The 19,839-nt window shown below is 43.2% G+C and carries 15 protein-coding genes; 5 read left to right on the top strand and 10 right to left on the bottom strand.

What is annotated here, in order from left to right:
- The first annotated feature begins 2 nt into the window (after positions 1–2).
- From CWD77_RS04900 to mltG, 3 genes are all read left to right on the top strand, one after another.
- Complete coding sequence (locus CWD77_RS04900) at positions 3–2,084, top strand: PP2C family protein-serine/threonine phosphatase (RefSeq protein WP_101072094.1); 2,082 nt, start codon at positions 3–5, stop codon at positions 2,082–2,084.
- A gap of 32 nt (positions 2,085–2,116) precedes the next feature.
- Positions 2,117–3,523, top strand: coding sequence for a BamA/TamA family outer membrane protein (locus CWD77_RS04895; protein ID WP_101072093.1), 1,407 nt, complete (start codon positions 2,117–2,119; stop codon positions 3,521–3,523).
- Between the two features lie 552 nt (positions 3,524–4,075).
- A complete protein-coding gene (gene mltG / locus CWD77_RS04890; RefSeq protein ID WP_101072092.1) occupies positions 4,076–5,140 on the top strand; it encodes an endolytic transglycosylase MltG in 1,065 nt (354 codons plus the stop codon).
- 102 nt (positions 5,141–5,242) lie between these two features.
- On the opposite strand, the gene CWD77_RS04885 is transcribed toward mltG, so the two are convergent.
- The 10 genes from CWD77_RS04885 to CWD77_RS04840 all read right to left on the bottom strand — a co-directional run bounded on the left by CWD77_RS04885 (position 5,243) and on the right by CWD77_RS04840 (position 17,770).
- Positions 5,243–6,976 (bottom strand): ABC transporter substrate-binding protein, encoded by a 1,734-nt coding sequence (locus tag CWD77_RS04885; RefSeq protein ID WP_101072091.1) that lies wholly within the window; start codon positions 6,974–6,976, stop codon positions 5,243–5,245.
- 66 nt (positions 6,977–7,042) lie between these two features.
- Complete coding sequence (gene guaA, locus CWD77_RS04880) at positions 7,043–8,593, bottom strand: glutamine-hydrolyzing GMP synthase (protein WP_101072090.1); 1,551 nt, start codon at positions 8,591–8,593, stop codon at positions 7,043–7,045.
- A gap of 21 nt (positions 8,594–8,614) precedes the next feature.
- A complete protein-coding gene (gene gcvH / locus CWD77_RS04875; protein WP_101072089.1) occupies positions 8,615–8,995 on the bottom strand; it encodes a glycine cleavage system protein GcvH in 381 nt (126 codons plus the stop codon).
- Positions 8,996–9,016: 21 nt separating this feature from the next.
- Entirely contained in the window at positions 9,017–10,360 is a 1,344-nt protein-coding gene (gene accC / locus CWD77_RS04870) for an acetyl-CoA carboxylase biotin carboxylase subunit (RefSeq protein WP_101072088.1), read from the bottom strand.
- Positions 10,361–10,369: 9 nt separating this feature from the next.
- Positions 10,370–10,852: an acetyl-CoA carboxylase biotin carboxyl carrier protein gene (accB, locus tag CWD77_RS04865; protein ID WP_101072087.1), complete on the bottom strand. Its 483-nt coding sequence runs from the start codon at positions 10,850–10,852 to the stop codon at positions 10,370–10,372.
- Between the two features lie 9 nt (positions 10,853–10,861).
- The gene (gene efp / locus CWD77_RS04860) at positions 10,862–11,437 is read right to left on the bottom strand and encodes an elongation factor P (protein WP_101072086.1); all 576 of its coding nucleotides are present in this window, start codon (positions 11,435–11,437) and stop codon (positions 10,862–10,864) included.
- Positions 11,438–11,531: 94 nt separating this feature from the next.
- Complete coding sequence (locus tag CWD77_RS04855) at positions 11,532–12,884, bottom strand: sodium-dependent transporter (RefSeq protein WP_101072085.1); 1,353 nt, start codon at positions 12,882–12,884, stop codon at positions 11,532–11,534.
- A gap of 53 nt (positions 12,885–12,937) precedes the next feature.
- Positions 12,938–14,923 carry an alpha-amylase family glycosyl hydrolase gene (locus CWD77_RS04850; RefSeq protein ID WP_101072084.1) on the bottom strand — a complete coding sequence of 662 codons (1,986 nt, stop codon included), beginning with the start codon at positions 14,921–14,923 and terminating at the stop codon, positions 12,938–12,940.
- Between the two features lie 4 nt (positions 14,924–14,927).
- Positions 14,928–16,961: a methionine--tRNA ligase gene (gene metG, locus CWD77_RS04845; protein WP_101072083.1), complete on the bottom strand. Its 2,034-nt coding sequence runs from the start codon at positions 16,959–16,961 to the stop codon at positions 14,928–14,930.
- A gap of 272 nt (positions 16,962–17,233) precedes the next feature.
- Complete coding sequence (locus CWD77_RS04840) at positions 17,234–17,770, bottom strand: RNA methyltransferase (protein WP_101072082.1); 537 nt, start codon at positions 17,768–17,770, stop codon at positions 17,234–17,236.
- Positions 17,771–17,953: 183 nt separating this feature from the next.
- Here CWD77_RS04840 and greA point away from each other — a divergent pair, with 183 nt between their 5' ends.
- Together greA and CWD77_RS04830 are read left to right on the top strand one after the other, a co-directional pair.
- Complete coding sequence (gene greA / locus CWD77_RS04835; protein WP_206017942.1) at positions 17,954–18,427, top strand: transcription elongation factor GreA; 474 nt, start codon at positions 17,954–17,956, stop codon at positions 18,425–18,427.
- A gap of 1 nt (position 18,428) precedes the next feature.
- Positions 18,429–19,763, top strand: a complete 1,335-nt coding sequence (locus CWD77_RS04830) for a UDP-glucose dehydrogenase family protein (protein WP_101072080.1) — start codon at positions 18,429–18,431, stop codon at positions 19,761–19,763.
- Positions 19,764–19,839: the final 76 nt, after the last annotated feature.

Below are 19,839 nucleotides of genomic sequence, written 5' to 3'. Positions count from 1 at the left end.
GGGTGAAAACAGAACGGTTAATACAGGTACTATTTGGAATAATTTTGATCGGTCTGACTGCTCAATCGGCGGGGGCGCAAGATACCTTCTTTCAATTTGATGAGTTTGAAGTTGAAGAGATATCAGCTGAAAGCATGTCGGACAGTGAGCGGATTATCTACATTAGCGACCGTTGGAAATTTAAAGCCGGCGATAATGTGCAGTGGGCAAATCCGGAATTTGAAGACAGCGAATGGAATGTGATTAGCACAAATCTGACAGCGGCAGACCTTTCGTTTGTAGAGTGGGATGGAATAGGTTGGTTCAGAAAGCGGATAAAAGTGGGAGAGGGGCTGGTAGGTAAACCTTTGGCACTTGTTGTAGACCGCCATTTGGGAGCTTCTGAGATTTATCTGAATGGAGAGAAAATTTATGAACTGGGGCGGTTTTCAACAAACCCAGAACGGGCCGAATCGTACAGTGGAAATGAGCTCCCGGTCATAGTATTTCCGGATAACGGCATTCAAACTCTTGCTGTTCGTTTTATTAACCCCAACAACGTAGAGACGGAGCGTATGTTTGGGAATAATGGATTCCGGTTTTTACTGGCAGACTGGAAGTCTCATCAAAATCAGGTGTTGTCATTTATCTCCGATTGGACGGGAATAAGCATGTTCTTTGCCGGTATTTTACTCACCTTTTCCTTGATTCATTTTTTGCTGTTTCTTTTCTATCCCAAGGAAAAGCGTAACCTCTATTTTTCACTGTTTGCGGGAGGATTACTCTTTATTACCTATTTCCTGTATCGGATTGAAATGGCAAACGACACATTTGCTTCAATTTTCTTTCTAAAATCTGCACTCTTCTTTGAGATTATTGTATTGGCTTTTGCAGTTCGTTTAATGCACAGTATTGATCAAAAACAGAGGTCAATCTACTCTAATGTAGTGTTGGCTTTTGGGTTGATTTCGGCTGTATTCGTCTATTTTTATCCAACGGATTTGGTATGGTTCAGGGAGGTAATTATCCTCGTTTTTGTGGCAGAATTGCTGCGTACACTTTACATCATGTTTCGAAAAAGAAAAGCGGGGGCCTGGATCATAGGTGTTGGGATGCTTTTCTTTGTGGTAGGATTGATTATCAGCATTTTAATAAATTTTCAATTTGTGGCCGGTGATGTTAAAATCATCAATATGGCCGGTTCCGGTCTACTGATTCTCTCCATGTCCATTTTCTTATCCAGGGAGTTCGCCTCAACTCAAAAGAATTTACAGCAAAAGCTGATTGAGGTTCAGGATCTGTCAGAACGTACGCTTGAGCAGGAGCGAATCAATAAAGAGCGTGAAATTGAGAAACGACTTTTGGAAGCAGAGAATAAGAGAAAATCTGCAGAGCTTGAAGAAGCTCGTGCATTACAGTTATCAATGCTACCGAAAAAAATGCCCTCTCTGCCCGAATATGATCTGGCTGTGTATATGGATACGGCAACGGAAGTGGGTGGAGACTACTACGATTACAGTGTTGAACAAGATGGTTCACTGGTATTAGCATTGGGAGATGCTACCGGACACGGATTAAAAGCCGGTATTATGGTAGCAGCAGCAAAAAGTTATTTCCACACGTTAGTTCACGAAGTGGATCTTCTAAATATGCTTACAAGGATTTCATCAGGTCTGCGGAATTTGAATATGCACCTGATGTATATGGGATTCATATTATTGCGCTGCAACAAGCGTAAAGTTGAACTGGCCATTGCCGGAATGCCACCTGTGCTTCACTATTCCAAAAAAAAGAATGAAGTAGAACAGATTCTCTTGAGGGGGCTGCCACTCGGCGGAAATGTAAATTACCCATATCAAAAGAGATCGTTGACTCTGGATGAAGGAGATGTATTACTAATCATGAGTGATGGATTAACGGAACTTTTCAACCCGGAAAGAGAGATATTAGGTATGGAAAAAATTGAAAATGTGTTGATGAACTCTGCAGACTTTAGTTCATCGGATATCATCCAACAATTAAATCAGCTTGCTGAAACCTGGTCCGGAAGAGTTGATCCTCATGATGATATCACGATGATGGTCTTAAAAGTGCCGGAAAATTGAAACTTTAACAGTGGTTAATCGTACCTGCAATTATGAAACGCTTAATACTTTTCACAATCACACTATTTGTACTCGTTCCTGCTGTATCTTTTGCTCAGCAGTCGGAAGAGGACCCGTTCAAACGAGATCCGATTTTCAATAAATCTCTTGAAGAATTATTTGGAATGGAGCAAACAAGTGTCGATTCTGCACGGGTTGAATCTGATGAGAGAAGTGATGCAGAGCGCGTGGCACGACGATTATCCTACACCGGAGTCGACCTGGGTGGAGGGTTTGAGGCTGGCCCATACTACAGTAATGAGCTATACAGTCAGTATCCAAATCTTCCGATGATTCACTTTAACAGAGTAAATGGTCTGTTCTTAGGAATTAGAAAGGAGAGAATGCAGTGGCACCGATACAGCAGCTTTTTAGATATTGAACAGATTCATCCCCACGGATTTATTGGCTATGGAACGGCTTCAAAAGATTGGGAATATGCTTTGGGTCTTGAAAAATTGATAGGCGTAGAGAAAAGACTCATGATCGGTGGTGAGTTTCACAAAGCCACATCAACAGAAGACCATGATCGTATCGGCTTGATTGAAAACTCCATAACATCATTCTTTGCCTCCTACGATTTTCAGGATTACCATCAGATGGAAGGTTTTGGATTATATGCAGCCTACAGAACTCAGAGATGGATTGAAGCCTCGTTTTCGTACAACAGAGATACCTTTCGATCTTTAGAAAGAAACACAACCTGGTCTCTCTTTGGTAAAGCGAGTCCCTATCGGATCAATCCAGCCATTGATGTCGGTTCTGATGAAATTGATCTGGATCGATATAGTTTTGCGTTATCATTTAATCCAAGGAATGTTCTTTTAGCCAATCGTTTTACGTTTGCAGCAACTGTTGGCGCTGAGCTTGCCGATAATAGTGAAAGTGATGAAAATTACCGCTACAACAAATACTGGTCGGAGCTGAAGCTATTCTACAATTTTGAACCCGGATCAGTATTGAGATGGAGATTAAAAGCCGGTGGAATTACCGGAGATGTACCCGATTTTAAACAGTTCTATTTGGGTGGTGTGGGCACTCTGCGGGGATCTCCATATAAATATTTTCGGGGTGACAATATGCTTTTGAGTAATTTAGAAGTTCAGTTTGGCAGATCTTCTTCTCAACCCGGAGTTTGGATGAGAGATTATAACATGCACATATTACTATTTTTGGATTCCGGTTGGACGAAAGATACCGAATTTGTAGACGGCCCGGTTTTGGCGGACGGTCCGGAAGCCAGCGCAACTTCAGGATTCTCATCTTTTAAATTCTCAGATTTACATCACGATGCCGGATTTGGACTGGGTACAGGTGCATTCAGAGCGGAGATTGCCTGGCCTTTAAAAGAGTTTGATGGTAAGCCTGCCTTTTGGATCCGTTTTAATCCAACCTTTTAAAGAACAAAAAGAGTATAAATAAAAAGAGCCTCAGGTCGACCAAAACCTGAGGCTGTTCTTTAGGGCATTTGATTCCTTGCGGAACCAAATAACTAATTAAGTATACGAATATCTTGAGAAAATGTTGCCACCCAATGGCATACTAATTTAAAACAGCAGTGAAATTTTTCTGATCCGGATCATTGTATGAAGCTGAATTCGAGAGATTCTTCACTATAAAGTTTAATTCAAAAGATTCTTCGAGGTACTCAGAATGACGGGTATGGTCATCCTGAACGGTAGTGAAGGATCTCTTCATTATGAAGATGAAAGCCGGGAGATTCTTCGCAGGCTCAGAATGACGATTAGGTCATCCTGAACGAAAGTGAAGGATCTCCTGCACTATGAAGTTAAATTCTAGAGATTCTTCGTTACACTCAGAATTACATATTATGAAAGGAAACCTCTCCCTAATCGAGATCTATAAATAGCATATCCGCCAAACAGGGATTCTTTTAAATAAACCGTATATTCATCTCGTTTTCAGATAAAGTTGATCACAAGAAAATCATAATGAATCCTTTTAGTAAGAAAGAGCTTCTGTCTCTTTTTATCCTATTTATCCTTGTATTGTTGATTACAGCCGGATGGCGAAACTACCGGTTGTACCAACCTTCTGCAATACAGTCTGATATCCCTATAGAAATCTATCTGAACGACCGGACCGGGTTGGATGATCTGGCTTTGATGATGGATAATCTGGGTGTAAATTTAGATAGTGATGAGCTGAAGTGGGCCGGCAGGGTATTAGGCTGGAGAAATTTTAGAACCGGTCTCTACAGGGTTGATGGAGCGCATTCATATGAAGAGTTCTTGTCGAATATGGCCAAAGGTATTCAGGATCCGGCATCAGTGACCGTACTATCCGGAAGTGATCCCGAGAGATTAGCCTTAACACTTGGAGTACAGTTAAAGGCAGATTCTGAACAATTTTTGGAGCTGTTTTCAGATAGTTCACAGATTGCAGAAGAATATGGATTAACCGGTGATGAGCTGTTTTCTAGAATGTTGCCGAATACCTATCAGATTTACTGGACAGCAGCGCCTGAAAATGCGGTTAGGAGGATTTATAGTGAATTTGAAAGTATGATATCAAACAGATATCAGGATGAAATCGGGGAAAGCAGATACTCGATCAGTGAAATTGTAACTCTTGCTTCTATTGTAGAGATGGAGGCCAAGGTCGCTGATGAGAAACCCAGAATTGCAGGACTCTATCTGAATCGACTCAATAGAAATATGCGACTTCAGGCCGATCCCACTGTGATTTATGCCTTGGGTGAACGAAGGCGCTTGTTATTTGAAGATTATCGGATTGATCACCCGTACAATACATACATCAATGCGGGATTACCGCCTGGTCCCATTACCAATCCTGATGAAGCTTCAATAAGATCCGTTATTCAGCCGGAGGAACATGATTTTCTCTTTATGGTTGCTGCTCCGGACGGTTCACACCGTTTTACGCGTACATTTGAAGAGCATCAGCAGGCTAGTGCAGAGTGGAGGAGATGGATTAGAGAACAGTATCGATTACGTGATGAGCGCGAACGGCTGGAGTCTCAAAACAGAGAATAGTTTTAATACTCTTTTCTTGATAGAAGCAGATCAGTTGAATTAATTCCAGGTGGTAAATATTCCCGATAGTCACTCTTTAAGAATGTGTGGTTTTAATCCGAATCAGTTATCAGCATTTTCATTGCCATTGAATCTCTCTTCAGCACGTGGCGTTAAAGGTCGGATATATAGCATTTGATTTATACGGTTTCCATCAAAATGGATTTTAAGCGCCAACCCGTTGTAGGGCTGTTTACTTCTTAATACACGACCTAAATAGCTGGGATTACCTGCTGTTTCGAGGCTTTGAAAAAGGAAAGTTGCCGTATCATATCCAATACTTGCAAATCTGTCCGGCGCTGTGCCAAACCGAGTTTCAAAATCCTCTTCAAAGTAGGCAACTGTTGATGAATCGGCTGCAGATCCACTTGCACGGGTGTGATAAATTTCAAAAGTTCGTTCCTGATAAGCGGAAAGGTCAGCATCTTGCCACTCTTCTGATCCCAGAATTATTTGTCGACTCCCCATGGCTTCAAGGTCATTCATTAAAAGACTGGCCATAGTTGATGAAGCTTGTCCTGTAAATGGGGCGAAAATTGCTTCTGTAGGCACAAGTCCTAATGAGTCGATCAATGCCTCGTCGGGAGTAAATACTTCGGTGTACTCACTCATATCGTAGCCGATGGATGCAAAATCATCTTCAAAGAAGTAGGAGATATATGCTCCAAGTCGTTCGGCTTCCTTTCGGAATGCAAGTGCTGACTGACGGCCTAAAGACTCGGCTTCAGTGATAACGGCTAATGTGTCAAGTCCAAGCTCCTGAACGGCATATCGGGCCATATTTATACCGTGAACTTCAAAAGTGGGATTGATTTGAAAGGTATAGTTATAATCCAGACTGAGTTCATCTGAATTTGCCAGTGGTGCTAACATCGGAATTTGGTACTCTTCTGACAGCCGGGCCATCTGTTTGGCCGGTTCAGAAAAGAGGGGGCCAATTACGGCATCTGCATGATGAGCCCAGGTAAGCTCAGTAACAGCCATTGCTGTGGTGTCTGCATTTTCTGCAGAATTCTTAAAGATAAGCTCTACTTTTTTATCGTTATTGCGACTGTTGAATTCATCTGCAGCCAGCATTATTCCATAATAGAGATTTCTAGGAATGGTAAAATCGGGATCATCTTCATCAAATGTTGGCAGTACAACGCCTATGTGATAAACTGTGCCTTCCGGAGGACTTGGATACTGAAATGTAGAGTCTGAATTTTCTTGATCCATCTCTAAGGTTTCAAGAAGTTCTCCATGCAGTGTGGAATTGGGTTCAAGCCGTATAAGCTCATTCACCAGAGAACGAAACAGGGGAGGATCTAACTGTCTTTTAGAATTTTGGGCTATATCTAAACGAAGAGAGGGCCTTTCAGCATTCTGCATTGCTACAAAACGCTCCCTTATATCTAAATATCGAATGATTTGATTATAAAATCTCCTTGCATCAACCTGGATACCGGTTCGATTATCACTTTCAATCAGTTGCCCTAATGTATTGAGGCTTTCAGAAAAATTCTTTGTTCGAAAATGAATTACAGCTTTGGTGTATTGCGCTTCCTGACTGATAGAAGCCCGGTTACTTTCCTGCGCCCGGTTTAGATAATCAACTGAAAGTGGGTAATTCCCCAAAGCAAGATAGCTCTTGCCAATAAAAAGAAGTGCTTCTTCTGTATCCAACTCACTGAATATCTCTATCGCTTCTTCGTACTGTTCACTTTCATAAAGTTGTACACCATCTCGAAAAGATTGTGCCGAAGTAAGTTCAAATTGTAGAAAAAGAATGGCCAGAAAGAGTAGAAATTTTTTCATATCAGTAAAGAATCAAACAAGTTAAAGTCACTGAAATAAATTGAATTAGAAGTAAAAAGTTCCTGTCTATTCCCATTCAATTGTGGCAGGAGGTTTTGAACTAACGTCGTAGACCACACGATTAACTCCTCTTACCTCATTGATAATACGGTTGCTTACTTCTGCAAGAAATTCATAGGGGAGGTGTGCCCAGTCGGCAGTCATGCCATCAAGGCTGGTTACAGCCCGCAAAGCTACTGCATATTCGTAGGTTCTTTCATCGCCCATAACACCAACTGACTGTACAGGCAGAAGTACAGCCAGAGCCTGCCATACTTCATGATAGAGTTCATGATCCCACAGAGATTGAATAAAAATATCGTCGGCTTCCCGAAGAAGGTTCAATTTTTCCCTTGTGAGTTCACCCAATACACGAATTCCCATTCCGGGTCCCGGGAAAGGGTGTCGACCTATAAATTTCTCGGGAATTCCCAATTCTCGACCCACATTTCGGACTTCATCTTTGAACAGTTCACTAACCGGTTCAATCAGGTCGAGATTCATTTTTTCCGGTAAACCGCCAACATTATGGTGAGATTTAATAGTTGCTGACGGACCTTTAAAGGACACACTTTCAATAACATCAGGGTAGAGGGTGCCCTGTGCCAAATACTTATACTCCTTTTCGTTCTCAATGGCTTTATCGAAAACGTCAATGAACGTATTTCCTATAATTTTTCTCTTTTCTTCAGGATCAGATACCCCTTTCAGGTTATCCAGAAATAGATCTGAAGCATCGATACCCTTTACGGGCAGATGGAGATGATCTTTATAGGTTTGCAGTACATTTTCGTACTCATTTTTTCTCAACAGCCCATTATCAACAAAAATACAGAGCAGCTGGTCGCCAATGGCTTCGTGAATCAAGGTGGCAACAACTGTAGAGTCAACTCCACCGGACAGACCGCAGATAACTTTGTCTTTGCCAACTTTTTCTCGGATAGCTTTGATTTCAGTTTCAATAAATGATGCCGCAGTCCAGTCACCGGTACATCCCGCAATATTGATTATGAAATTTTTCAGTATGGCGGCTCCGTCTTCCGTATGAACTACTTCCGGGTGAAATTGAACACCAAAAATGGGCTTATTTTTATGCTTAACCGCGGCTACAGGAGCATTTTTAGTGTGTGCAATAACTTCATAGGTATCGGGAAGTTTTTTGATGTGATCGCCATGACTCATCCAAACTATAGAACCATCATCAATACCTCTGAAAAGATCTGAATGGTCATCAATCAGAAGTTCCGCCCGCCCAAATTCACGTTTTTCAGCTTTTTCAACACTATCGGGAGAAATGGCATGGGCCAGCGATTGCAATCCATAGCAAACTCCCAGAACCGGTACATCAAAATCGAAATAGTTTAGATTTAGTACCGGTGCATCCTCATCGTAGACACTTTTTGGGCCTCCGGAGAGTATGATACCTTTGGGAGGGTGCTCTTCAAAGTCCTTTTTGGGAGCGTTGAAAGGGTGTATTTCACAGTAGACATTAAGTTCACGTAATCGTCTTGCAATTAGCTGAGTATACTGTGAACCAAAATCAAGGATGAGGATCCACTCATCGTGATGAGTATGCATTTTAAAATAGTTGAAGTGAATTTAGTCTATCAATTGTTTGTAGTCGTCAGCTGAAAGGAGATCATCCAGTTCAGAGGCATCAGATAGTTTTAACTTTACCATCCATCCGTCACCATAGGGATCGCTGTTAACAAGTTCAGGATCATCTTCAAGTGCTTCATTAATCTCTGTTACTTCACCTGAAACGGGAGAAAAAAGCTCTGAAACAGTTTTAACAGCCTCTACGGTACCCAGAACTTCATCCTGATCAAACTCAGAACCTTCCGGTTCCAATTCAACAAAGACAATGTCACCGAGCTCACCCTGTGCAAAATCAGTAATTCCAATCGTTACGGTTCCGTCACCGTTATCACGTACCCACTCGTGTTCCTTCGTGTATTTTAGATCATTAGGAGTGTTCATATGGATTGATGATTAGTTTTTTTATGGTTTGAATTTAAAATGTTGCTCCAAATATTGAGTATTGAAATCCCCGGATTGAAAGTTTGGATCATCCATCAACTGCAGGTGATATGGTATCGTAGTTTTTACACCTTCAACAACAAACTCCTGTAGTGCGCGCTTCATACGTTTGATGGCTTCAGGACGTGTTGGGGCACTCACAATCAATTTTGCGATCATTGAATCGTAGTTGGGTGGAATTCTATATCCTGCATACGCGTGAGTATCAACCCGTACACTGTGTCCGCCGGGAACGTTGAATGATGTAATCTCACCGGCAGTTGGACGAAAATTGTGTTCCGGATCTTCTGCGTTGATACGGCACTCAATGGCGTGTCCACGCATTTTCAGCGGTTTCATCTCAATTTCTTCTCCAGCAGCTACACGTATCTGTTGCTCAACCAAATCACACCAAGTAATTTCTTCCGTCACCGGGTGTTCGACCTGGATCCGGGTATTCATCTCCATGAAATAGAAGTTGAGGTCTTTGTCGACAATAAACTCAACGGTTCCGGCTCCTTCATAGTCGATAGCTTTACCTGCATTTACAGCTGCCTGACCCATCTTCTCACGAACTTCAGGTGTCATAACAGGAGAGGGGGCCTCTTCCAGAATTTTCTGATGGCGTCGCTGTAGTGAACACTCCCGTTCTCCGAGATGCTTTACATTGCCGTGCTGATCACCCATAATCTGAATTTCAATATGGCGTGGGTTTACTACAAATTTCTCGATATAGACAGCGGGATTGTTGAAAGCAGATTCCGCTTCATTCCGGCATGTTTTAAAAGCATGTTCAAACTTATCTTCGCTTTGAACCACCCGCATTCCGCGGCCGCCGCCTCCGGCACTCGCTTTAATAATAACCGGGAACCCGATATTCTTGGCAATCTTTTTCCCTTCTTCAATCGAGGTAACAATGCCTTCTGATCCGGGAACAACAGGAACATTGTTTTTAATCATTGTTGCTTTAGCGGTTGCTTTATCGCCCATCTGTTCAATCATTTCGGGAGAAGGACCAATAAATTTAAGATCGTGCTCCTGGCAAATACGACTGAACTCGGCATTTTCGGCTAAAAATCCATAACCGGGATGAATTGCTTCTGCGTTGGTAATCTCGGCTGCAGCAAGGATACTTGGAATTTTGAGGTAGCTGTCGCGCCCGGGAGGCGGGCCTATGCAAACCGCTTCGTCTGCGAACTTTACGTGCAGACTATTCTGATCTGCAGTAGAGTAGACAGCAACGGTTTTAATTCCCATCTCTTTACAGGTTCGAATAATACGAAGTGCAATTTCGCCACGATTGGCTATTAAAATCTTTTTAAACATACCGTCTGATTAAGCTTTTTTGATAATGAACAGAGGTTGGTCGTACTCAACTGGCTGACCATCTTCTACAAGTAGTTTTTGAACAGTACCTGAGAATTCAGCTTCAATCTCATTCATTATTTTCATGGCTTCTACAATACAGAGGGTATCGCCTTTTTGAACCGTGTCTCCAACTTTCACGAATGGATCAGAATCGGGGGAGGGAGATTCATAAAAGGTACCGACGATCGGAGATTTTACGGTTTCTCCGTCAGGCTGAGACTCTTTTTTCTCGGCTGAGCCAGTATCTGCAGGAGCTGCTGCGGCTGCCGGTTGAGCAGGTTGTGCAGGTGCCTGTTGAGCCGGCATCTGAAACTGCATCGGAGCAGCCTGTGCCGGAGCGTCTGATTGTTTTTTAACCTTCAGTTTAAAATCTCCCTCTTCAATTGAAACTTCGTTAAGTTCAGTTTTTGAGATGAGGTCAAGCAGGTTTTTTACTAATTTTAAGTCCATAATAAATATTTATTTTGATTTAGCTCTTTCAAGATATTCTCCGGTTCGTGTATCCACACGAATCAGATCACCTTTATTGATGAAAAGTGGAACCTGAACCACGGCGCCACCGGAAATAGTAGCGGGTTTACTGCCGCCCTGTGCAGTATCTCCACGAACACCGGGATCTGTATCCTCAACTTCTGCTTCAATTTGGTCCGGTGGTTCAGCAAAGAGAACCTGGTCGTTATCTACGTCGATAGACAGCGTGCAGATTTGCCCATCTGTAATGAATGAGGCGTTTTCAACTTTTTTACGTTCAAGTGGTATTTGTTCATACGTTTCCTGATGCATAAAGAAGAACATATCTCCCTCAGCATAGAGAAATTGATATGGATGTTTTTCAACCCGGATCGACTCAACAGATTCTCCGGACCGAAAGGTTTTATCGATATTCTTTTCGTTTTCAACACCTTTTAATTTGGTACGTACAAATGCACCACCTTTACCGGGCTTTACGTGCTGAAAATCAACAATCGTGTAAATTTCACCGTCCAACAAAATATTCATTCCGGGACGGAAATCGGATGTACTTACTTTTCCCATGCTATCAGTTAGTTCAAATTAAGACTCAAAAATACAGCAGGTAATACTCGATAACAACTTACTGCAGTAAAGAAATCCAATTTAGATGCTATGATTATCCAAATAAGGATTGAGCCAAAATAATAATGATGATTATTGGGCAAACAAATTTAATAAATATAGACCACAGAGATGTAAACCATGAATCGCGAATGTCTTTAAACCCATGCTTCATCTCATCTACTGCGCTCTTTGTTTTCCAGAAATATCCAATAAAAATACAAATCAGCAAGCCACCCAAAGGCAGACCAATCACGCTAAATACATAGTCTACAACATCAATCAAACCCGTGTTAAACGAAATTATGATGGAGATAACCAAGACACTTAATCCAACGTATAGCGCTGCTTTTTTGCGACGTATGCCATGTTCGTCAATAATGTAGGAGGTAGGTACCTCGAGCAGAGATATTGTAGAGGTCAACGCAGCAAGACTGAGAAGAAAGAAGAAAGAGACACCTAATGTTAAACCTAAAAAGCCACCCATCTGAGCAAACAGTTCCGGTAAAATCTGGAATATGAGTGCAGGACCCGCAAGAAAGTTACCCGAGCCGTCATAAATTTCAACCCCTTGCGCCTGTGCAAGAAAGATGGTAGGCATAATTAAAAGACCTGCAAGAAATGCAATACCTACATCAGCCAGGGTTACAAAACTAGCTGCTTCCACGATGTTCTCTTTTTTACTGAGATAGGAACCATAAGTTATCAGTGCCCCCATTCCGAGCGAGAGAGAGAAGAAAGCCTGACCGAGAGCAGCTAAGACCAGCTCTCCGGTAATCATTGAAAAGTCGGGCTTCAAGTAGACTTCGAGGCCTTCAGTAGCGCCGGGCTGGAATATCACGTAAGAAGTCATTATGACTAAGATGAGTACCAGTAACGGCATCATTAGTTTAGTCGCTCGTTCAATGCCTTCACTTACACCGCCACGAATAATCAAAATGGTAAGTCCCATAAATAGAATTGCGAAAATGGCATTGATATAACCGTTACCAAAATCTGCCAGTAAACCGGCTGCGCCATCCATTCCCATGAAGGTGAAAATTTCAACAAAGACGTGACTGAATGTCCAACCGGCAATTATGGTGTAAAAACTTAGAATCATCACCCCGCACAGTACGCCCCAAAAACCTACCAATGGGAAAAACTTGTTGTTACTTAATGCTCTAAATGCTCCAACCGGATTCTTTTGAGTACTTCGGCCGATTGATAATTCGGCAATCATTACAGGCAATCCAATGAGTGCAACACAGATAATATAAATAATTAGGAATGCGGCGCCTCCATTGGATGCGGCCTCCGTTGGGAACCGCCAGATATTACCTAATCCAACGGCCGATCCCGCAGCGGCCAGAATAAATCCAAATTTTGAGTTCCATGTTCCACGGTTTTCGGTAGGTGATGTAGCCAAAGTAAGATAGATTTTAGGTTAATAAACAGACGCACTAAAATATTCGCTGAGCGTCAATGTCGCAACTTTCTAAGCAACATTCCGCTTCGGGGTTCAATTTTTACGGTTTTGCTTACCATATTGAATGATTGAAGTGACGCAATATCTTTATTTACAATTACTTCCCAGGTTCCTTCGGGTAGTTTGCAATCGATTTGCTCAATGCCGGTTCCATTCAAAATGACATAATAATCATTTATATCACCGCTATCATGGCCGCTGATGTAAAAAGTGATGACCAGTGGATTACCATAATGTTGAAAACTGATTTCATGCGGGCTGCACTTTCGAAGTGCGGGTGAATTCTTACGAATCTGTATCAGACCGCGGTAGTAATTTAACAGTGAAGAGTTCAATCCAATCTCTTCAAAATTGATCCAGTTGGTTTCGTTATCCTTTTGATAACTATTGTGATCCATCTTTCCAACATCTTTATCAGGACATGGAGTTTTGGCAATGATTTTGGATCGGGCAAATTCCTGCCCGGTATGAATCATGGTTATTCCCTGTGTGGTAAAGAGCGACAGGGCAGCTAATTTGGCTACTCGAAGTTCGTCGTGATTTAGCTTTACATGCTCAGATCGATTTTCGATAACCTGATCCTGCAGTTCCGGATTTAAACCGATTCGAATAAAATCGCCAAGCGTATATCCGTCGTGACTTTCCAGGTAATTTACGCTGTGAGCAGACGTGTTGTATAAGCCACCTTCACCATGATTTAGCGTTCCCTTGAAGATGTTTTCCAGTCGTTCGCGTCTGGTTTCGTGCTGCCATTCAGAGAAAATGAATCCCTTATCATGCATAGGCTCAGACCCCTTGATGCTGTTTCGGATCCTGTCATTCCATGAGGCCCAGTCGTGACTCGAAAAATGGTGCGGCGAGTAGTAACCGCCCCAGGGTTCGGCAATTAGAACCGCATGTGGATATTTTTCATGTACTGCCGAGCGTATCACATCCCACGATTTGCGATCTAAAAGTGCAGCCAGATCAAACCTGAACCCATCGATGTGATACTCTTCGATCCAATAGAGAATAGAGTCGACGATGAGTTGCCGTGCTATAGGGTTTTCTGATCTGTACTCATTCCCGGTTCCGCTTCTGTTTAAGAGATTTCCCTCCTCGTCTGATCGCAAATACTCATCAGGGCAGAGGTGAGTAAGGGGATTCATATCAAATAAAGAGGTATGGTTAAATACCACATCCATTATTACTGAAATATTCTCTTTGTGGAGCTGCTTTACAACTTCTTTGAATTCTGAAACGGCTGCAGTGGTTTTGCCCGAGAAGCGATTGGAATAGTCGGAAGCAAAAGAGCTTTCAGGTGCAAAAAAGAAAGAGGTCATGTACCCCCAATAGTTTGCAGAGTAGGGATTCCAGCTGTTTTGAAATCCTTCGGGAGTAGACTGTTCGAACGGGGGTTCAACCGGCGGAAATTTGTGAAGTGGCAAAAATTCAACACAATTTACGCCTAATCGTTTTAGATGGTTTACTCCTCCGGTTTGTTCACGATCGATAAACTTTTGATAAAATCCGGTTCCTTTTGCCTTGCTACTGGGATGTGCCGTTAAATCTTTGAGATGCGTTTCATAAATGATCAGGTCTCTCGGATCGTCCGGGAAACAGTGAGAATCGCCTTCCCAGTCAAAGTCATCCTTAAAAATATAGCTTCTGGCCTCTTGCCGATAGGTATTGCGAACGGTTACATGTTTGCTGTAAGGATCCGCAAACAAGTTGTCGATGTAGGGTGAATCGGGCTTCGCCTCATCGTCATCAAATTCTGCACGGTATGCGTACCACCTGCCCGACTGGTCTCCCTGAATGGCAATATGCCAATATCCGTCAGCATCAATCTGCATTGAGTGATCTAACCCTTTTTCATCATCATACTGATCAAAAAGGACACAATTCATCGCTGATGCGTGGGGGCAGTAAATACAAAAGTGTGTAGCATTGTCTGAAAAGACAACACCCGGTTTGGATTCGAACCTGGTTCTTTTCATAAAATTACATTACCGGACTTCCGGGTTCTGAATCTGTTTCTACGAAGTGGAGTTTGCCCTCGGTGTCTTCGCCCATCAGGATCATTCCGTTGCTTTCAATACCCATCATTTTTTTAGGAGCCAGGTTTGCCACTACCACAACTGAACGGCCAACGATATCTTCGGCTTTGAAAAATTCTGCGATACCTGATAGAATGGTTCGTTTCTCAAATCCAAGATCAACCGTGATATTAAGCAGTTTTTTCGATTTTTTGATCTTTTTGGCGTCGGTAATTTTTCCCGCACGGAAGTCGAGTTTTACAAAATCATCAAACGTGGCCGTCTCTTTCAGCGGTTCGAACTCCTTGCTTTCGGTGCCCGATGATTCGGCAGCACGTTTTTCCAGGATTTCAATCTGCTCTTGTACGGCATCATCTTCAATTTTTTCAAAAAGGATTTCTCCCTGCTCAATGATCTGTCCGGACGGAATGAGATTTGATGTAACATCATCCCAACTCAGTGTATTGGGTACTCCCAACTGACCCCGAAGCCGGGCCATTTTTGCCGGTAAAACAGGATGAAAAAGAACTGAAAGTGCTGCGGAGATTTGAACACAAACATTCAGCGTATTTCCGCAAGCCTCGGGGTTCTCCTTTCGGGTTTTCCAGGGTTCAGTTTCGGTAAAATAGCGATTCCCGATACGGGCCAGATTCATGGTTTCTGCAATGGCCTCACGAAATTTGAAGGAGTTATATGCTTCCTCAATTTTCTGCTTTTGATTTTCAATCTCCTTGAGCGTATTCAGATCCAATTCTGTGGGATTGGACAATTCCGGAACAGACCCATCAAAAAAGCGCTCTGTAAAACTGACTGTACGGAAAACAAAATTACCGAGAATATCGGCCAACTCACCGTTTATCCGGTTTTGAAAATCTTTCCATGAAAAATCTGAATCTTTTGCCTCGGGGAGAGTTGTACCGAGTACGTATCGAAGCAGGTCTGGTTCAAATTTATCAAGATATTCCTCAAGCCAAACAGCCCAGCCTTTCGATGTGGAGAGTTTTCGTCCTTCAAGATTTAGAAACTCATTGGCCGGAACATTTTCGGGCAGAACAAACTCACCGTGCTGCATCAGCATTGCCGGAAACATGATGCAGTGGAACACAATATTATCTTTTCCGATGAAATGAATCAGTGATGTCTCCTCATCCTGCCAATAGGTTTTCCAGAGTTCCGGATCACCTTTTTCATCTGCCCACTCTTTGGTTGCAGAGATGTAGCCGATAGGTGCATCAAACCAGACGTAGAGCACTTTTCCTTCACCTTCGGGCAGCGGAACGGGTACACCCCATGTGAGATCGCGGGTTACGGCACGGTCTCCCAATCCGCTATCCAGCCAGCTTTTGCACTGACCCACAACATTCGGTTTCCAATCTTTTCGTGAATCGATCCACTCCTGGAGTCTGTCCTGAAAATCTCCGAGAGGAATGAACCAGTGTTCGGTCGATTTTGCGACAGGTTTATTGCCGGTTAAAGCACTCACCGGGTCAATCAGATCGGTGGGAGACAGGGATGAGCCGCATTTCTCACACTGATCGCCATACGCCTCGGGGTGACCGCATTTGGGGCAGGTTCCTTTTACATATCTGTCGGGCAGAAACATATTGGCATCTTCATCATAAAACTGCTCCTGACTCTTTTTCTTAAAGACTCCCTGCTCATACAGTTTTAAAAAGAAATCCTGAGAAGTCTTTTTGTGAGTTTCTGAACTTGTTCGCCCGTAGTAATCAAAGTCGATTCCGAATTTATCAAATACAGCTTTGTTACGCTCGTGGTAACGGTCCACAATTTCCTGCGGAGAGACACCCTCTTTTTCTGCGGCGATGGTAATAGGAACTCCATGCTCATCAGAACCACAAATGTGAATAATATCCTCACCTTTTAACCGCTGGAAACGAGTGTAAAGGTCGGCCGGAAGATAGGCTCCGGCGAGATGACCCAGGTGAATCGGTCCGTTGGCGTAGGGTAGTGCGGATGTAACTAATTTTCGTTTCGACATAAGATCATTTAATACTTGGTTCAGGCGGCTGAAATTAAGGTCTATGGCGTTAAATTACCAATATTGGTTTTATAATAAGATACTATCGGATGAAGGAAAATTTTTGATTGAATGAACTCGATTAATTGACCTGATTCTGAACAACTCATTATTGGTACTTTTTGATTCCGTCATACTGAGATGAGCGAAGAATCTCCGGTTGCTGACTCTATGAATATGAGATCCTTCACTATCGTTCAGGATGACCCGATCGTCATTCTGATCCCTAATACTCAGGAATTTTTTAAATCTTCAAACTTCTCAAAAAACGCATACAGAGCCACACCGCCGGCAACCGATACGTTTAGTGAGTGCTTCATTCCGAATTGGGGTATTTCCACGCTTGCATCCAGATGGGGAATCAAATCATCTCCGATCCCCGTCACTTCATTGCCCAATACTAAACAGATTTTCTTTGAAGGCAGTTTATACTGATGGAGTAACTTACTAGTTGTGGTCTGCTCTAAACCTACAATGGTATATCCGTCAGATTTTAATTGTTGAACGGCTTCCGGTATAGATTGAATCTGTTTCCAATTCACATTTTCTTCAGCGCCGATGGCGGTTTTTGTAATCTCAGGCCGGGGAGGAACAGGGGAGAACCCCGAAAGCCAGAGCTCTCTGATTCCAAATGCATCTGCCGAACGAAATGCTGCTCCCACATTGTGAAGGCTGCGGATGTCGTGCAGCCACAGGATGAAATCTTTTTTAAGTGGAGAGGTTCGGTTCAGGTTTTGTTGAAGAATTTCTTTAGTGCTGAGCTTTTTCAAATCCTAAAGTTTTTGTTGTGATTGAGATTGTGCCTTTATATAAAATTCACGTTGGGAAAACAGGGCGGAACATCCTATTTTTACATGTCTAAATAAACATGAAAAATTGAACGGGATAATAGCAGTAGAAGTACTGCTATTTCTATTTTAACAAAGTTGAACTGATGTAAGAAGTTAATAAGTATGAAGAAAAATTATCTGTCTAAAGAAGGATACGAAAAGCTCGATAGAGAACTAAGAGATTTAAAAACACGTGGCCGTAAAGAGATTGCAGAAGAAATTTCAGAGGCAAGAGCGAAAGGAGATTTAAGTGAGAATGCAGAGTATGATGCTGCCAAAGAGGCTCAGGGCTTGCTGGAAAAGCGAATTGCTGAGCTGGAGAATACACTGGCTACATCCAGCATTATTGACGACAGGGATATAGATGACACAAAAGCGTATTTACTCTCTACGGTTACGATACTGAACAAGAAAACGAACAAAGAGATGAAGTACACTCTTGTTTCAAAAGATGAGGCCGATTTTAAAGCCGGAAAAATTTCTGTCGATTCACCCATCGGACAGGGAATTCTTGGTAAGGAGGTGGGAGACATTGTGAAAATAGATGTACCGGCCGGAAAACTGGAACTGGAAATCAAAAAAATAGAGCGACTATAACATGAAAATTGGAGTAATTGGAACCGGTTATGTAGGCCTGGTATCAGGGACCTGCTTTGCCGACAGCGGAAATGATGTCATCTGCGTGGACATCGATGAGAAGAAAGTGGAGAAGATGCGTAACGGCGAAGTGCCGATCTATGAGCCGGGCCTGAACCGGGTGTTTGACCGCTCGATCCGCGAAAAACGCCTCTCGTTTACCACCGACCTGGAAGATACCTTTCAGAAGAGCGACATTATATTTCTCTGCCTGCCAACACCTCCCGGAGCCGATGGGCAGGCCGACCTGAGCTTTGTACTGAACGTAGCCGACCAGCTCGGAGATCTGTTCAACAAGTACCCCGATTATAAGGTTGTAGTAAACAAAAGCACCGTGCCGGTTGGAACAGCGGATAAAGTGCGAGAAAAGATTGCGGCCAAAACAGACACGGAATTTGATGTGGTTTCGAATCCCGAGTTCTTGAGAGAGGGAGCGGCCGTGGAAGATTTTATGTACCCCGAGCGAGTGGTTGTGGGGACCAGGAGCGAGAAGGCGGCCAAAATGATGAAGACACTTTATGAGCCGTTTGTGCGCAGCGGGAATCCGATCATCATCATGGACGAGCGCAGCAGTGAGCTGACCAAATATGCAGCCAACGCGATGCTGGCGACCAAGATTACCTTTATGAACGAGATTGCCAATATCTGTGAGCGAGTGGGAGCCAACGTGGACAATGTCCGCCGCGGTATCGGAACCGATTCGCGTATTGGCAAGCGATTCCTATTTGCCGGAATAGGGTATGGCGGGAGCTGCTTCCCGAAAGATGTTCAGGCCATTCACCACACCGCCGGACAGCACGGATACGACTTTAAGATTCTCGATTCGGTGATGAAAGTAAACGAATCCCAGAAAGTCTCCATCGTGGAGAAGATGAAAAAGCACTACGGCGATTCCCTGAAGGGAAAAACTGTGGGCGTGTGGGGACTGTCGTTCAAGCCGGAAACCGATGACATTCGTGAAGCGCCATCGCTCTACATTACCGATGCCCTTGGCAAACTGGGAGTGAAGATGAAGGCGTACGATCCGGAAGCGATCGAAACCTTCAAGGAGGCGGCAACAGAGGATGCTCTGAATAACATAGAGTTTGCCAGCGACCGCGATGCCGTTCTGGATGGCGTTGACGCCCTGGTGATCTGCACCGAGTGGAATGAGTTCCGCCGTCCGGACCTGGAGAACTTCACAAAGCTGATGAAGGAGCCGGTCCTTTTTGACGGACGTAACCTTTACGACCTGGAACGAGCTGAAGAGGCCGGAATCACTTATATCAGTGTGGGTCGTCCTTCAGTGAATGCTTAGGTACTGTTGACCAATTTTACTGGCGGCATTAAGATGCATAAATCATGATGCCGCCATTTTAAAACACTTCTTATCA

Origin of the sequence: Rhodohalobacter barkolensis (assembly GCF_002834295.1) — a bacterium.
In the GTDB taxonomy this organism is placed as follows: Bacteria; Bacteroidota; Rhodothermia; order Balneolales; family Balneolaceae; genus Rhodohalobacter; species Rhodohalobacter barkolensis.
This window is presented reverse-complemented; position numbering and strand designations above follow the sequence as displayed.

What these genes read in the sequence shown, in the direction of transcription:
- CWD77_RS04895 (WP_101072093.1), top strand. Translation starts at nt 2,117, where the DNA reads ATGAAACGCTTAATACTTTTCACAATCACACTATTTGTACTCGTTCCT.
- mltG (WP_101072092.1), top strand. Translation starts at nt 4,076, where the DNA reads ATGAATCCTTTTAGTAAGAAAGAGCTTCTGTCTCTTTTTATCCTATTT.
- CWD77_RS04885 (WP_101072091.1), bottom strand. Translation starts at nt 6,976, where the DNA reads ATGAAAAAATTTCTACTCTTTCTGGCCATTCTTTTTCTACAATTTGAA.
- guaA (WP_101072090.1), bottom strand. Translation starts at nt 8,593, where the DNA reads ATGCATACTCATCACGATGAGTGGATCCTCATCCTTGATTTTGGTTCA.
- gcvH (WP_101072089.1), bottom strand. Translation starts at nt 8,995, where the DNA reads ATGAACACTCCTAATGATCTAAAATACACGAAGGAACACGAGTGGGTA.
- accC (WP_101072088.1), bottom strand. Translation starts at nt 10,360, where the DNA reads ATGTTTAAAAAGATTTTAATAGCCAATCGTGGCGAAATTGCACTTCGT.
- accB (WP_101072087.1), bottom strand. Translation starts at nt 10,852, where the DNA reads ATGGACTTAAAATTAGTAAAAAACCTGCTTGACCTCATCTCAAAAACT.
- efp (WP_101072086.1), bottom strand. Translation starts at nt 11,437, where the DNA reads ATGGGAAAAGTAAGTACATCCGATTTCCGTCCCGGAATGAATATTTTG.
- CWD77_RS04850 (WP_101072084.1), bottom strand. Translation starts at nt 14,923, where the DNA reads ATGAAAAGAACCAGGTTCGAATCCAAACCGGGTGTTGTCTTTTCAGAC.
- metG (WP_101072083.1), bottom strand. Translation starts at nt 16,961, where the DNA reads ATGTCGAAACGAAAATTAGTTACATCCGCACTACCCTACGCCAACGGA.
- greA (WP_206017942.1), top strand. Translation starts at nt 17,954, where the DNA reads ATGAAGAAAAATTATCTGTCTAAAGAAGGATACGAAAAGCTCGATAGA.
- CWD77_RS04830 (WP_101072080.1), top strand. Translation starts at nt 18,429, where the DNA reads ATGAAAATTGGAGTAATTGGAACCGGTTATGTAGGCCTGGTATCAGGG.